The sequence below is a fragment of the Mesorhizobium sp. M0751 genome (assembly GCF_040320265.1).
In the GTDB taxonomy this organism is placed as follows: Bacteria; Pseudomonadota; Alphaproteobacteria; order Rhizobiales; family Rhizobiaceae; genus Mesorhizobium.
The window spans coordinates 265,025-279,520 of record NZ_JAMYPH010000003.1; the positions used below are offsets into that span (position 1 = coordinate 265,025).

A 14,496-nucleotide genomic window follows, 5' to 3' on the forward strand; every position below is an offset into this window, starting at 1 on the left:
GAACAAGAAAATGTCCAAAGTCATCAAGAATGGCACGATCGTCACCGCCGACCGCACATGGAAGGCCGATGTGCTGATGCAGCACGGCAAGATCGTTGCCATCGGTTCGAACCTGCATGGCGACCATGAGTTCGACGCCAGCGGCTGCTATGTGATGCCGGGCGGCATCGACCCGCATACCCATCTCGAAATGCCGTTCATGGGCACCTATTCGGCCGACGATTTCGAGAGCGGTACACGCGCCGCCCTTGCCGGCGGCACGACGATGGTCGTCGATTTCTGTCTGCCGGCGCCGCAGCAGTCTCTGCTCGAGGCCCTGCAGATGTGGGACAACAAGACCTCGAAGGCGTCCTGCGACTATTCCTTCCACATGGCAATCACCTGGTGGGGCAAGCAGGTGTTCGACGAGATGGCCACCGTCGTCGACAGGGGCATTACCTCGTTCAAGCATTTCATGGCCTACAAGGGCGCGTTGATGGTCGACGACGACGAGCTTTATTCGTCGTTCCAGCGCTGCGCCGATCTTGGCGCGCTGCCGCTGGTCCATGCCGAGAATGGCGACGTGGTGGCGGCGCTGTCGCAAAAGCTGCTGGCGGCGGGCAACAGCGGCCCGGAGGGACACGCCTATTCGCGGCCGCCGGAAGTCGAAGGCGAGGCGACCAACCGCGCCATCATGATCGCCGACATGGCCGGCGTGCCGCTCTATGTCGTGCATGTCTCCTGCGAGCAGGCGCACGAAGCCATCCGCCGGGCGCGCCAGAAGGGCATGCGGGTATTCGGCGAGCCGCTGATCCAGCACCTGACGCTGGACGAGAGCGAATATTTCAACAAGGACTGGGACCATGCGGCGCGCCGCGTCATGAGCCCGCCCTTCCGCAACAAATTGCACCAGGATTCGCTGTGGGCCGGCCTGCAGGCCGGCTCGCTGCAAGTGGTGGCGACCGACCATTGTGCCTTCACCACCAAACAGAAGCGCAACGGCGTCGGCGACTTCACCAAGATTCCGAACGGCACGGGCGGGCTCGAAGATCGTTTGCCGGTGCTGTGGACGACCGGCGTCAAAACCGGCCGGCTGACGATGAACGAGTTCGTCGCGGTGACCTCGACCAACATCGCCAAGATCCTCAACATGTATCCGAAGAAGGGCGCCATCGTCGAAGGCGCGGACGCCGACATCCTCGTCTGGGACCCCAGCGCCAAGAAGAAGATTACGGCCAAGAAGCAGCAGTCGGTGATCGACTACAACGTCTTCGAAGGTTTTGAGGTAACCGGCCTGCCGCGCTTCGTCTTCTCGCGCGGCGAACTGTCGATCGAGGAAAACGAAGTGAAGGCAAAGCCCGGCCATGGCGAGTTCGTTGCTCGCGAGCCGAACGCGGCTGTTAACCGGGCACTGTCGACCTGGAAGGAGATTTCCGCGCCGCGCAAGGTGGAACGGACGGGCATCCCGGCGACGGGCGTTTGAGCTTGGTGAGCCAGACAGCGATTATCTCGATGGCCGCGGTGATCCTTGCCGCCGGGCCGGCGGCTGACGTCCTTGCCGGTTCCTTTGGCAATGAGGTCGGTTGCGCTGGTGTACGGCTCGGTTATCAGGACAGCGACGATTATGTTGTGCTGACCGCCGACGGCATCGAAACCTATGGCAGCGGCTGCCAGTTCGCACAGCGATTGACGACGGCGCCTGGCACCCTGTTGTTGAGCTCCACCTGTTTCGCCGAGGGCGAGGAGGGCACCACCACGGATGTCGTCAAGGTCATCAACAGAGGAGGGGACGGTTTCTTCGTGACCATTCCCGGCCTTGAGGAGATAGGGCCGCTGAAATCATGTTCGTGACGGTGCCGATGACGGCCGCTGCCTCGATGCCGGCCTCAGGCGACCAACCCGTCCAGTTCCGGCAGCAGGACGACGCTTTCCTGTTCGTTGGGGTCAGTGCGGGCAATGACCGCCGAGGCGGGGCTGTCGCTGAGATTGGCCGGCAGATGCGGGACGCCGGGGGGAATATAGAAAAGATCGCCGGCCTTGACCACGATATGCTGTTCGAGCCGGTCACCATACCAGGTATGGACCTCGCCGGAGAGCACATAGATCGCGGTTTCATGGTTTTCGTGCATATGCGCCTTGGCGCGGGCGCCCGGCGGCATGGTCAGCAGATGCATGCAGATGCCGGACGACCCGACTGTTTCGGCGGCGATACCGGCGAAATAGCTCAGGCCCTGCTTGCCTTCATAAGAGCTTTCAGGGCGGATAAGATGGCAAGTCGGTTTGGGCGACATCGGGGCAACTCCGGGCGTCTATCTGATGGGGTAAGGGCGAGTAGGACCGGGGCGAATAGAACCGGGGCAAGTAGGACTGGTCGAGTGGAAAACAACATCGGGGTAAAATCAATGGGCTTCCGGCCGCGGCAGTGGCCGGAAGCGACAGGCTTCGGCCGATGACGGGAGCATCGCCAGCCGTTGTTTCGGCAAGCAAGCTTGGCCTGACCTTCCAGACCAATGATGGTCCGGTGCAGGCGCTGTCGAATGTCGACCTGACCATCGGCAAGGGCGAATTCGTGTCCTTCATCGGGCCGTCCGGCTGCGGCAAGACGACGTTGCTGCGCGTCATCGCCGATCTGGAGAAGCCGACATCGGGAGCCATCTCCGTCAACGGCATGACGCCCGAGCAGGCGCGCCAGAGCCGCGCCTATGGCTATGTCTTCCAGGCGGCCGCACTTTATCCATGGCGCACGATCGAGCGCAATGTGGCCCTGCCGCTGGAGATCATGGGCCTGTCCAGGGCGGAGCAGGCGGCGCGCATCAAGCGAACCCTCGACCTCGTCAACCTCAGCGGCTTCGAGAAGAAATACCCCTGGCAGCTTTCGGGCGGCATGCAGCAGCGCGCCTCGATCGCGCGGGCGCTCGCCTTCGACGCCGACCTTTTGTTGATGGACGAACCTTTTGGCGCGCTCGACGAGATCGTGCGCGACCACCTCAACGAACAGCTGCTGGAGCTTTGGGAGCGGACCAACAAGACTATCTGCTTCGTCACCCATTCGATCCCCGAGGCGGTCTATCTGTCGACGCGCATTGTCGTCATGTCGCCTCGCCCGGGGCGTGTCAGCGATGTCATAGAATCGACGCTGCCGAAAAAGCGGCCGCTCGATATCCGCGAGACGCCGGAGTTCCTGGCCATCGCGGCACGCGTGCGCGACGGGCTGAGGGCGGGACACAGCTATGATGATTGAGGCGCAGGACAGGATTCCGGCTTCGCCTAACGACGAAGCGGCCATCCGCGCCTTCGTCATCCTAGGGCGGAGCCGCCGCGAAGCGGCGTGCGCAGACCCTAGGATCCATGCCGCGACGTCGGCCGAAGGGCGCAAACAGTCGAGAATAAGCGCCGGGCAAGCCACGGGCGCTGTTCCCTCCAGAGAGGGAGCAATGTTCCGCATCCTTGCGGAGCGGGAAGGTAACGGCATGGATCCTAGGGTCTGCGCCGCGTCGCTTCGCTCCTTGCTCCGCCCTAGGATGACGAAAGCGTGGTTGGCCGCGCTCTCGATATGCGCCGCTTCGCGGCTGCTCCGCCTTTGGAGGACGAAAGAAACGATTGCCGGGGCGAAAGTACGCGGCCTCCGCTTCGCTCCGGCCACCCTCTCCCCGCTGGGGAGAGGAGGGCGCGTATCCGGCGAGGCCTTCTAGATGGATTCCTTCCGTGACAAGCTCGTTCCGGTGACCTCGATCCTCCTGGGCGTGGTCGTCGTCTGGTACGTCATGGCGGTCATCCTCAACGCGCCGTTCCAGCGCGATCTCGACCGCCGCGCCAATCAGACGCCGGGCGTTGTGGAATTCATCGGCAAGACGCTGGCGCAGCCGAAGCCGACGCTGCCGGCGCCGCATCAGGTGGCGGTGAATTTCTTCGAAAACACCTTTTTGCGCAGTATCACCTCAAGCCGGAGCCTGGTCTACAATGCCTGGGTAACGCTGTCGTCGACGCTGCTCGGCTTTGCCTTCGGCACAGCGCTCGGCATCGTCATCGCCGTCGGCATCGTGCATGTGGCGACGCTCGACCGCAGCCTGATGCCGTGGATCATCGCCTCGCAGACCATTCCGATCCTGGCGGTGGCGCCGATGATCATTGTCGTGCTGGCGGCGGTCGACATCACCGGGCTTATCCCGAAGGCGCTGATCTCGACCTATCTGTCGTTCTTCCCTGTGGCGGTTGGCATGGTGAAGGGGCTTCGCTCGCCCGAGCTCACCCATCTCGACCTGATGCACACCTATAATGCCAGCCCCTCGCAGACCTTCTGGAAATTGCGGGTGCCGGCTTCGGTGCCGTTCCTGTTCACCTCGATGAAGGTGGCTGTGGCCGCCAGCCTGGTTGGCGCCATCGTCGGCGAGCTGCCGACCGGTGCCGTCGCCGGCATCGGCGCCAAACTGCTCGCCGGCGCCTATTACAGCCAGACCATCGACATCTGGTCGGCTCTGGTTGCCGGCTCCGTGGTGGCGGCGCTGCTGGTTATGCTGGTCGGCATTGCCGGGCGCCTAGTCGACCGCGCCATGGGCGGGAGGCCGGCATGAGCTCGCTCCTGAGCCTTTCCTCAATCACCCCCCGATCCTGGCAAGGTTATGCCGCGCTTGTCCTGCTTGTCGGCGCGCTGCTTCTTTGGCCGCTCGTCAGTGCTACGCCCGGTTACGGCATGGCGACTACGGTTTTGATTTTCATTTTGCTGCTCGTGGCAATCGAGGCCGACAACTTTCCACCGATGATAGGGGTGGTGTTGCTGTTCCTTGGCGCGCATGGCGCAGCGTGGATGCTGCTCGCCGGCATAACCGGCAATGAGGGCAGCGCTCGCGCATCCTTCTATCTGCTGCTCGTCGCGGCGTGGTTTTTGGCCTGGCGCTGCGTAACGGTCTTGTCGTCGTTTCGCCCGATTTCGCGCTGGGCGTCAACCGCCCTGCGCCTGATCATACCGGCCATCTTCGGCGCCTGGATCCTGATCATCTGGGAAGCGGTGACGCGTGGTGCCGGCATTCCCTTCATCCTGTTGCCGCCGCCAAGCGCCATCGGTGCACGCATCGTCGGCTCGCTGCCGGTGCTGGGGGCCGATGTCAGGCAGACCATCTTCAAGGCGGTCATCTTCGGCTATGTGGTGGGCAGCGGCGCCGGCTTCCTCGTTGCCATCGCCGCCGACCGCGTGCCGTTCCTGCGGCGCGGGCTTCTGCCGATCGGCAATATGGTGTCGGCGCTGCCGATCATCGGTGTCGCGCCGATCATGGTCATGTGGTTCGGCTTCGACTGGCAGTCGAAGGCAGCGGTGGTCATCATCATGACCTTCTTCCCGATGCTGGTGAACACCGTCGCCGGGCTTGCCGCCTCCGGCCATATGGAGCGCGACCTGATGCGCACCTATGCCTCGAGCTACTGGCAGACGCTGTTCAAGCTGCGGCTGCCGGCGGCGGCACCCTTCATCTTCAATGCGTTGAAGATCAATTCGACGCTGGCGCTGATCGGCGCCATCGTCGCCGAGTTCTTCGGCACGCCGGTGGTCGGCATGGGATTCCGCATTTCGACGGAAGTCGGGCGGATGAACATCGACATGGTGTGGGCGGAAATCGCAGTTGCAGCACTTGCGGGTTCGGTCTTTTATGGCGTGGTCGCTCTTTTCGAGAGAGCAATCACGTTTTGGCATCCCTCTGTCCGTGGTGGATAGGGGCGGTGGGTTTAGGGCGCTAACTTCAGAGGGTAAAAACATGAAAAGACTTGTTGTTTCGATGCTGGCCGGCGCGATGTCGCTTGCCGCGTTCCAGGCGATGGCCGCAGACAAGGTGACGCTGCAGCTGAAATGGGTCACCCAGGCACAGTTCGCCGGCTATTATGTCGCCAAGGCCAAGGGTTTCTATGAAGCCGAGGGCCTCGACGTCGACATCAAGCCCGGCGGCCCGGACATTGCACCGGAGCAGGTTATTGCCGGCGGCGGCGCCGACGTCATCGTCGACTGGATGGGCGGTGCGCTGGCTGCGCGCGAGAAGGGCGTGCCGCTGGTCAACATCGCCCAGCCGTTCAAGAAGGCCGGCATGGAGCTGGTCTGCCCGAAGGACGGCCCGATCAAGACCGAAGCCGACTTCAAGGGCCACACTCTCGGCGTCTGGTTCTTCGGCAACGAGTATCCGTTCTATGCCTGGATGAACAAGCTTGGCCTCAAGACCGATGGCGGGCCGGACGGCGTCACCGTGCTCAAGCAGAGCTTTGACGTGCAGCCGCTGATCCAGAAGCAGGCGGATTGCATTTCGGTCATGACCTACAACGAATACTGGCAGCTCATCGACGCCGGCTACAAGCCGGAAGAGCTGACCGTCTTCAACTATTCCGCCATGGGCAATGATCTGCTCGAAGACGGGCTCTATGCATTGGAGGACAAGCTCAAGGATACGGCCTTCGAGGACAAGATGGTGCGTTTTGTGCGCGCTTCGATGAAGGGTTGGAAATACGCCGTCGACAATTCCGACGAGGCGGCCGGCATCGTCATGGACAATGGCGGCCAGGACGAGAACCACCAGAAGCGGATGATGGGCGAAGTCGCCAAGCTGATCGACAATGCCGATGGCAAGCTCGATCCGGCGACCTACGAGCGCACCGCCAAGGCGCTGCTTGACCAGAAGATCATCAGCAAGGAGCCTACCGGCGCCTACACGACGGCGATCACCGACAAGGCCATCAAATAGAGCTATCAAGCAGGCTCTGTTGGAAGACGAAAAGGGGCGGGCGACCGCCCCTTTTAGTGGGATGTAAAATGAACGTTACCGGCGGAAACATCCGCTCGCAAAATCGTTGTGCCAGTGCATCCGCCTCAAGGGTGTCACAACGGAGGTTTTCCATGCGCATCCAGTCCTTCACGCCGATGCTTTCGGCGCTGGCCATTTCTGCAGCCATCTTCTCTGCTTCACCGGCCTTGGCCGAAACTATAAAGATGACGGCGACGCTCGATGGTGCTCAACAGAACCCGCCCGTCACCACGAAGGGCAAGGGCACCGCCACGCTCAGGTTCAACACCGCCACCAAGAAACTTAGCTGGACCGTGAGATATTCCGGTCTCAGCGGACCGGCGAAGGCCGCACACATTCACGGCCCGGCGGCAAAGGGTGAAAACGCCGACCCGGTGGTGCCGTTCGAAGGCAAGCTGAAGAGCCCGATCAAGGGTTCGGCGACATTGACCGATGCCCAGGCCACCGACCTGGAGGCTGGCAAATATTACGTCAATATCCACACCGCGGCCCACGCCGACGGTGAGATCCGGGGTCAAATCGAGAAGGCGATGTAGCGCCGGTCATTCTGCCGATAGAGGGGCGGGCGACCGCCCCTCTACCGGATCATGACTTTTCCCGTATCTGGGTCATTGTCCGCATCGGCGTAATCGCCTCGGGGTCGAGCCTGATCTCGATGATCGACGGCTTGCCGCTGGCCCGCGCTCGCTCGAAGGCCGCGGCGAAGTCGGCGGTCTTTTCCACCGTCTCGCCATGGCCGCCGTAAGCGCGGGCAAGAGCGGCGAAATCCGGATTCGTCAAATCCGTGGCGACGACACGGCCGGGATATTCGCGCTCCTGATGCATGCGGATGGTGCCGTAGATGCCATTGTTGACGACGATGACGATGATCGGCAGCCCGTATTGCACGGCGGTGGCGAATTCCTGGCCGTTCATCAGGAAACAGCCGTCGCCGGCGAAGGCAATCACGTCGCGGTCGGGGAAAAGCTGCTTGGCGGCGACCGCCGCCGGCGTGCCGTAACCCATCGAGCCGGATGTGGGTGCTGCCTGCGTGCCGAAATGCCGGAAGCGATGGTAACGATGTACCCAGGTGGCGTAGTTGCCGGCACCGTTGGTGAGGATGGCGTCGTCCGGCAGCATCGTTTCGAGATAATTCATGATCGGCCCCATCTGCACGGCGCCGGGGCCGCTCTCCGGAGGCGTCGACCAGTCGAGATAGGCGGCGTGCAGCTTCGCTGCCTCCGCCGCCCACACCGGCGTTGCGGCCGGCTTGCGTTTGGCAAAGGCTTCGACGAAAGCGGCAGGCGAGGCATTGATCGCCAGCGCCGGCCGGTAGACGCGGCCGAGCTCGCCGGCGTCGGCATGGATATGGACCAGCGTCTGGTCGGGGTAGGGGCTCTTCAACAGCGTGTAGTCGGATGACGGCATCTCGCCCATGCGGCCGCCGATGAGCAGTACAAGGTCGGCCTGCTTGATGGCGGTTGCTACTTTGGGATTGATGCCGATGCCGACATCGCCGGCATAGTTCGGGTGGAGATGGTCGAACAGCATCTGGCGGCGGAAGGAACAGCCGACCGGCAGCGACCAGGCTTCGGCTATCGTCCGCATCTGTGCAACGGCCTGCGCGTCCCAGCGCGTGCCGCCAAGGATGACGAAGGGCCGCTTTGCCTTGTTGAGCAACACGTCCAGCGCGTCGAGGTCGGCTTCGCCAGGCCGCGTCTCGACAGGGGTGTAATGCTGGGCTTCCGGTGCCTCGGCGAGGCTGGTCAGTATGTCCTCGGGCAGCGAGATGACGACCGGGCCCGGGCGGCCGGAGGTCGCCACCGAAAAAGCGCGTGTGACGAATTCGGGGATGCGTGCGGCGTCGTCGATCTCGACCACCCATTTGGCGATATCGCCGAAGAACCTGACGTAGTCGACCTCCTGGAAGGCCTCGCGCCCCTTGGCGTGGCTGGCGACCTGGCCGATGAACAGGATGAGGGGGACCGAATCCTGCATGGCGATGTGGATGCCGGCCGAGGCATTGGTGGCGCCGGGGCCGCGGGTGACGAAGCAGATGCCGGGCCTGCCGGTCAGGCGGCCATGGCAGTCGGCCATCATTGCGGCGCCGCCCTCCTGGCGGCAGACGATAGTGCGGATCGGCGAATCATGCAGCGCGTCGAGCACCGCCAGATAGGATTCGCCAGGTACGCAATAGATATGGTCCGTTCCGTTGGCTTCGAGCGCATCGACGATGAGTTGTCCGCCGGTCTTCATTTTCCTGACCTCTCCAGTTCGGCAAGGATTTCTTCGGTGTGTTCGCCGAGACGCGGCGACGGGCGCTCATAGACCAGTGGCGTGCCGGACATGACCATCGGCGCCCGGACCGAGGGCAAGAGATTGCCATGGCCGTCATCGAGGTCGAGCCGCATGCCTCGCGCGATGGTCTGGGGGTCGGCAAACATCTGGCCGATGTTGTTGATCGGGCTGGCCGGCACTCCGGCGGCTTCGAGCCTGGCCAGCAGCGGGTCGCGATCGAAGGCTTTCAGCGCCTCGATCATGTGCTCGCGCAACTTTGCCCGGTTGGCGACGCGGGCGGGATTGGTGGCGAAGTCAGGGTTCGACGCCAGCTCGTCGAGGCCGACGGCAGCGCAGAACTTTGCGAACTGGCCGTCATTGCCGACCGCCAGGATGATGTGGCCATTCTTCACCGGCACCACTTCGTAGGGCGCGATGTTCATATGCGCATTGCCCATCTGCACCGGCGACTGTCCGGAGACGAGATAGTTGAGGTTCTGGTTGCCGAGCGTCGAGATCTGGGTGTCGTAGAGCGCCATGTCGATATGCTGGCCTTCGCCGGTCTTCTCGGCATGGCGAAGCGCCGCCTGGATGGCGATGACCGAATAAAGCCCGGTGAAAACATCTGAAATAGCGACGCCGGCCTTCTGCGGTTCGCGGCCGGCTTCGCCGGTGATCGACATCATGCCGGCCATGCCCTGGATGATGAAATCATAGCCGGCACGCGGCGCATACGGTCCCGACTGGCCAAAACCGGTGATCGAGCAATAGATCAGCCGTGGGTTGATTTTCCTCAGGCTGTCATAGTCGAGGCCGTATTTCTTAAGCCCGCCGACCTTGAAGTTTTCGATCAGCACGTCCGATGTCGCGACCAGCCGGCGCACCGTCTCGGCGCCCTCGGGCGTCGAGAAGTCGATGGCGATGGAGCGCTTGCCGCGGTTGCAGGAATGGTAATAAGCGGCCGAAAGGTTCTCGCCGTCATGGCCGATGACAAAGGGCGGTCCCCATTTGCGGGTGTCGTCGCCGCCGTCCGGGCTTTCGACCTTGATCACGTCGGCGCCGAGGTCGGCAAGCAGCTGCCCGGCCCATGGCCCGGCGAGGATACGTGCGAGTTCGATGACGCGGATGCCTTTGAGCGGAGGCTCAGTCATGGATCACCGTGGTTGATCGAAAGCGCAGCCTCTATCAATCCCGCGCGCCGCTGTCACGGCCCTTGCAATGGGCCAGTATCACTGTGCCCTCAGCACGCGGTCGGCCCAGGCGGCAAAATCCTCCATGATGATGTCTCGGTTGATCTCGTTCAGGCTTTCGTGGCGGGTTTTGGCGTAAACCTTTGACACGAGATTCGAAAAGCCCATCATGTGCATTCGGCCGGCAAGATGGCTGACCGCCTTGCCGCCGTCCGAGGCCGGATCGTGCTCGCCTCCGACCAGGTTGACGGACAGGTCGCGCCGCACGCCGGAAAAATTGCTGTCGCTGCCGCAATGCAGCGTCATCTTGACGATGTCCTGCCACATCGACACCGACGCATCCCAGCCGCAAAGCGGGTCGGCGATGTATTTCTCGACTTCTATGGCATCGCGCGACAGCCAGTCGAACGGCGTCCGGTGATTGGGCACGGCCTTGCCCCAGGCCCGGAACGTCAGCCGGGGCAGCAGGCGCGACGGCACGTCTGAGCCAAGCCGGAACTTTTCCCAACCAAGCATGCCCAGCGCGATTTGGCCGAGCAGTCCGGCCGAGAAATTGCCGTTCCAGATCGCGGCGGCGTGGATGCGCGCCGAGTGGCGGAGAACAAAGTTCAGTGCGACCGACGCGCCCAAGGAATGGCCGAAGACGATGACCGGCAGGCCGGGCCGTTCCGTGGCGATCAGATCGTGGACGGCGGCGACATCGGCGATGACCTTGGCGCCGCCATCCGCATCGGCGAACCTGCCGGGTGGCGCGTCCGGCGCCTTGGTGGCGCCATGGCCACGGTGGTCGTGCGCGTAGACCTGGTAGCCGCGCTCGCCGAGGAAAGCGGCGAAGCGGGCATAGCGCGCGGCGTGCTCGGCCAGTCCGTGATTGATCTGGATGACTGCGCGCGGTTGGCCGATGGCGTGTTTCACATAAAGGTTGAGCTCGGCGCCGGTCGGCGATGCCAGCATCCTCTGCTCGTCAAATGGCATGTCTCGCTCCCGTCGGCGACTGTTGGGCGACGCAGCGATCGACGTCAAGGGACGGTGCCCATTCGGCCGCAGTTGACAGCATGCTGTCAATGTGATTGCATGACAGCATGCTGTCAAATGGTCAGCAGCAGATTGGGGATATGACTATGAAAACCACCGGGGCCATTTCGCGGCGTGCAATCTTGCTGGCGGCCTTCGCCTTTACGACGGCCACCCTGCTGCCAGGGATTGCTGCGTTCAGTCAGGAAACCAGGGAGATCACCATGATGACGTCCACCGTTCCGGGCCCGCAAGGCCAGCTTGCCACTTATAGGATCAACGCCGGCAATGGCCTGCCGATCATGTTCCTGCATGGAGATTGCAGCCGCGCTTCCCACTGGGACCGGGTGATGCAGCTCTCCGTCGAAGGCCGCGAGGCGGTAGCCTTCGATTTTCGCGGCCATGGCGCCTCCGCGCCGGCGCAGGACGGTGACTATGGCTATGACGGCCGTGCAATGGATGTCGGCGCCGTGGCCGACGCGTTTGGCCTGAAGCGGTTTCTCATTGTCGCGCACAGCGGCGGTGGTGGCGTGGCGCTCGCTTATGCCGCCAGCCATGCCGACCGGGTCGCCGGTGTCTTGCTCGTCGACCCGGCGACCGATCCTCGTGCGCTGCCGCAGGCGATTCGTGACGGCTTTGTCCGCGATCTGGCCGGTCCGCAAGGCCGCGATGTCCTGAACGCCTACTACACGTCGATTGCCGGCCCTAACGCGGCTGTTCGCCAGCGTGTTCTGGCCGATGCGGCAGTGGTCGATCCGGCGGCGAGGGCAGGTGTCGGCAAGGCACTGGCCGAATGGAACTCGGAGCCGGCACTCAATGCGTATCGCGGGCCGATGTTCGTATTGGCTACCGAGGCTAGTGACACTCCAGTCGCGCTCTACCGGCTGCGCACGGACATTCCGCGCCAGATCGTGGCGGGCAGCGGCCATTGGGTGATGCTCGACAAGCCCGAGGTCGTAGCCGAAGCCGTCAACAATTTCGTCGCGACCATCGAGGCCGGCCAGAAATGACGACCAGGACCGAAGCCGCAAATGTGCTCACCGATCTGGTGCTTGCCGTGTTCAGGCTGAACGGCAGTTTTCTGGATGCGGCCGACCGGCTGGCCGCTCCAACCGGGCTGACGGCAGCGCGCTGGCAGGTTTTGGGTGCGGTTTTGAAGGAGCCGAAATCCGTGGCCGCCATCGCCCGCGACATGGGCCTCGCCCGTCAGAGCGTACAGCGGCTGGCCGACATACTGGCTGCGGAGGGGCTTGCTGCCTATGCCGACAACCCGGCGCATCGCCGCGCCAAGCTGTTGTCGATAACCGATACCGGCTGGGCAGCGGTCAAGAATATCGGCACACGCCAGCATGTTTGGGCGAACCGCGTTTCGGAGGGTATGGACGCCGACGCGCTGAAAGCCTCGCTTGATCTGCTGCGCACCCTGACAGAACGGGTGGAGGCGGGCGGATCCTGATCGACTACGCGAGAGCCGTCTCAATGCGCTGGCGATTGTTTTTACGGCCGGCGAAAGAAATCGTAATTCTGACATGTCGCAAGTTTCTAGCTTGCCGCGTGAATCACGAGGAGTGCCGGAATGCGGATTTGGGCGATATGGGGGGCGGTGTTTCTTGCGTTTGCTGGCGCAAGCGCGGCGCGGGCCGATGTGAAGATGACCGGCTCTTTCGTCGCCGATTCCGCCTGTCCGGCAACGCAGGCGATCAAGAGCGGCAAGAACCCCGGCAACATATCGACTGCGGCTGGCCAGAGCTACGATCTGCTGGCCGGCAACAAGGACGCGCCCACGCACTATCTCATTCGGGTGCCGGGCGCCGATCCGGAGCGCCGCTGGGTCAAGATCAGTTGCGGCCATGTTTCGGGTGGCAATGCGTCGGCGATGCCGGCTGCACCGGCACCTGCCGAGCCGAACAAGCCATCGGCGTCCGGAAAGCCGGAATATGTCTTCGCGCTGAGCTGGCAGCCGGCTTTCTGCGAGACCAAATCCAGCAAGACCGAATGCCGGGCGCAGACCGCCGCCGGTTTCGATGCGACCCACTTCACCTTGCATGGGTTGTGGCCGCAGCCGAACGGAAATTTCTATTGCCAGGTCGCGGCAAGCGACAAGGCGAACGACGATCCAGCGCACTGGCGGGATTTGCCGCCGGTCACGCTGGACCCGAATACGCGAGCGGAACTCGACCAGGTGATGCCGGGCACCGCATCCGCCCTCGAAAGGCATGAATGGATCAAGCACGGCACCTGCTACGGCAAGAGCCAGCAGGAGTATTTCGCCGACGCCTTGAACCTGATGCGCGCGGTGAATGCTTCGCCGGTGCGCGATCTCTTCACCAGAAGCATCGGCAAGCAGCTTACGTCCGATCAGATCCGCAGCACCTTCGACAGCGCGTTCGGCAAAGGCGCGGGCGACCGGGTCCGCGTGTCCTGCGTGATCGATCCTTCGAACGGCAGGCGGCTGATCGGCGAGCTGACGCTCGGCCTGACCGGCCCGATCGCCTCGAACGCTTCGCTCGGTACCCTGCTGCTTGCCTCGGCGCCGACAACCAAGGCCGGCTGCCCGAAGGGCACGGTCGATGCCGTCGGGTTCCAGTAAACAGGCCGAACGCGACTGTCGCTTTGCGCCGGGGATGGTATGATCCCGCGGGTATCATTCGCAGGGGGTGGCGATGAGTGGCATGACGAGCGGCGCGCTGGCGCGGCTGGCGTTCTGGGCCAAGGGCATGACGGCGATCCGCGACGGCCATATGGAATGGCCGGGCTTTTCCTACTCCGAAGTCGAGTGGGTGCGCATGACCACGCTCGCCAAACCCGTCGGCGGCGGCACGTACCAATTGTTCACGCTGGTCAACGCGGCGATCTTCATCGCCATTGCCGCGCTCGGGATCTTCTGTGTCTTCCTGCCGCTGGCGGCGCTGCTGTTCCCGGTACCGGCCGAAACCAGTGCGCTCAAGTTTTCGCTGCTCCTGGCGGCATGCGCCTTCCTGATCATCGGCATCGGCCTGCCGATTTCGCTGCGTCTTTCGGCCGCGCTGGTCGCGCCGAAGGCAATGCGGGCCGCGCTTGTCGCCGTGCCCGGCGACCAGGCGCTTGCGGCAAAAGTGTCATGGCAGATCAACCGGATCACGCTCGTGCTCTGCGGCCTGTTGGTGCCGGGCATCCTTCTGTTCATCGCCTACGATATCGAAGCCGGCCCGATTATTACCGCGTTGAAATGGCTGGCGATCGCGCTGGTGGCGGTTTCGGTTGCGATCGGCGGATGGCAGCGGCGCAAACAATCCTGATTG

The 14,496-nt window shown here is 63.3% G+C and carries 15 protein-coding genes; 11 read left to right on the top strand and 4 right to left on the bottom strand.

The window, feature by feature from the left end:
- Positions 1–10 precede the first annotated feature (10 nt).
- Positions 11–1,462, top strand: a complete 1,452-nt coding sequence (gene hydA / locus NKI19_RS06580; protein ID WP_352564413.1) for a dihydropyrimidinase — start codon at positions 11–13, stop codon at positions 1,460–1,462.
- A 5-nt stretch (positions 1,463–1,467) separates the two neighbouring features.
- Positions 1,468–1,830: a hypothetical protein gene (locus NKI19_RS06585; protein WP_352564415.1), complete on the top strand. Its 363-nt coding sequence runs from the start codon at positions 1,468–1,470 to the stop codon at positions 1,828–1,830.
- A 35-nt stretch (positions 1,831–1,865) separates the two neighbouring features.
- Here the strand turns inward: NKI19_RS06585 and NKI19_RS06590 are convergent, their stop codons facing one another.
- Positions 1,866–2,270, bottom strand: coding sequence for a cupin domain-containing protein (locus NKI19_RS06590; RefSeq protein WP_023720850.1), 405 nt, complete (start codon positions 2,268–2,270; stop codon positions 1,866–1,868).
- A 158-nt stretch (positions 2,271–2,428) separates the two neighbouring features.
- Between NKI19_RS06590 and NKI19_RS06595 the strand changes: the two genes are divergently transcribed.
- The 5 genes from NKI19_RS06595 to NKI19_RS06615 all read left to right on the top strand — a co-directional run bounded on the left by NKI19_RS06595 (position 2,429) and on the right by NKI19_RS06615 (position 7,291).
- Positions 2,429–3,220, top strand: coding sequence for an ABC transporter ATP-binding protein (locus NKI19_RS06595; protein ID WP_352564417.1), 792 nt, complete (start codon positions 2,429–2,431; stop codon positions 3,218–3,220).
- 451 nt (positions 3,221–3,671) lie between these two features.
- The gene (locus tag NKI19_RS06600; RefSeq protein ID WP_352564419.1) at positions 3,672–4,550 is read left to right on the top strand and encodes an ABC transporter permease; all 879 of its coding nucleotides are present in this window, start codon (positions 3,672–3,674) and stop codon (positions 4,548–4,550) included.
- A complete protein-coding gene (locus tag NKI19_RS06605; RefSeq protein ID WP_352564421.1) occupies positions 4,547–5,683 on the top strand; it encodes an ABC transporter permease in 1,137 nt (378 codons plus the stop codon). The genes NKI19_RS06600 and NKI19_RS06605 overlap by 4 nt, the downstream gene beginning before the upstream one ends.
- A gap of 40 nt (positions 5,684–5,723) precedes the next feature.
- Positions 5,724–6,695 carry an ABC transporter substrate-binding protein gene (locus NKI19_RS06610; protein ID WP_352564423.1) on the top strand — a complete coding sequence of 324 codons (972 nt, stop codon included), beginning with the start codon at positions 5,724–5,726 and terminating at the stop codon, positions 6,693–6,695.
- Positions 6,696–6,847: 152 nt separating this feature from the next.
- A complete protein-coding gene (locus NKI19_RS06615; RefSeq protein WP_352564540.1) occupies positions 6,848–7,291 on the top strand; it encodes a CHRD domain-containing protein in 444 nt (147 codons plus the stop codon).
- A 49-nt stretch (positions 7,292–7,340) separates the two neighbouring features.
- Here NKI19_RS06615 and NKI19_RS06620 read toward each other — a convergent pair whose 3' ends face one another.
- The 3 genes from NKI19_RS06620 to NKI19_RS06630 all read right to left on the bottom strand — a co-directional run bounded on the left by NKI19_RS06620 (position 7,341) and on the right by NKI19_RS06630 (position 11,176).
- Positions 7,341–8,990: a thiamine pyrophosphate-binding protein gene (locus NKI19_RS06620; RefSeq protein WP_352564425.1), complete on the bottom strand. Its 1,650-nt coding sequence runs from the start codon at positions 8,988–8,990 to the stop codon at positions 7,341–7,343.
- The gene (locus tag NKI19_RS06625) at positions 8,987–10,162 is read right to left on the bottom strand and encodes a CaiB/BaiF CoA transferase family protein (RefSeq protein WP_352505567.1); all 1,176 of its coding nucleotides are present in this window, start codon (positions 10,160–10,162) and stop codon (positions 8,987–8,989) included. The genes NKI19_RS06620 and NKI19_RS06625 overlap by 4 nt, the downstream gene beginning before the upstream one ends.
- 78 nt (positions 10,163–10,240) lie before the next feature.
- Positions 10,241–11,176, bottom strand: a complete 936-nt coding sequence (locus NKI19_RS06630) for an alpha/beta fold hydrolase (protein WP_352564426.1) — start codon at positions 11,174–11,176, stop codon at positions 10,241–10,243.
- Between the two features lie 146 nt (positions 11,177–11,322).
- On the opposite strand from NKI19_RS06630, the gene NKI19_RS06635 reads away from it, so the two are divergent.
- The 4 genes from NKI19_RS06635 (at position 11,323) to NKI19_RS06650 (ending at position 14,493) form a co-directional block, all read left to right on the top strand.
- Entirely contained in the window at positions 11,323–12,225 is a 903-nt protein-coding gene (locus tag NKI19_RS06635) for an alpha/beta fold hydrolase (RefSeq protein ID WP_352564428.1), read from the top strand.
- A complete protein-coding gene (locus NKI19_RS06640) occupies positions 12,222–12,671 on the top strand; it encodes a MarR family winged helix-turn-helix transcriptional regulator (RefSeq protein ID WP_352564430.1) in 450 nt (149 codons plus the stop codon). Before NKI19_RS06635 ends, NKI19_RS06640 begins: the two co-directional genes overlap by 4 nt.
- Positions 12,672–12,791: 120 nt before the next feature.
- Entirely contained in the window at positions 12,792–13,805 is a 1,014-nt protein-coding gene (locus NKI19_RS06645; RefSeq protein ID WP_352564431.1) for a ribonuclease T2 family protein, read from the top strand.
- A gap of 73 nt (positions 13,806–13,878) precedes the next feature.
- Positions 13,879–14,493: a hypothetical protein gene (locus tag NKI19_RS06650; RefSeq protein WP_352564433.1), complete on the top strand. Its 615-nt coding sequence runs from the start codon at positions 13,879–13,881 to the stop codon at positions 14,491–14,493.
- The last annotated feature ends 3 nt before the right edge of the window (positions 14,494–14,496 follow it).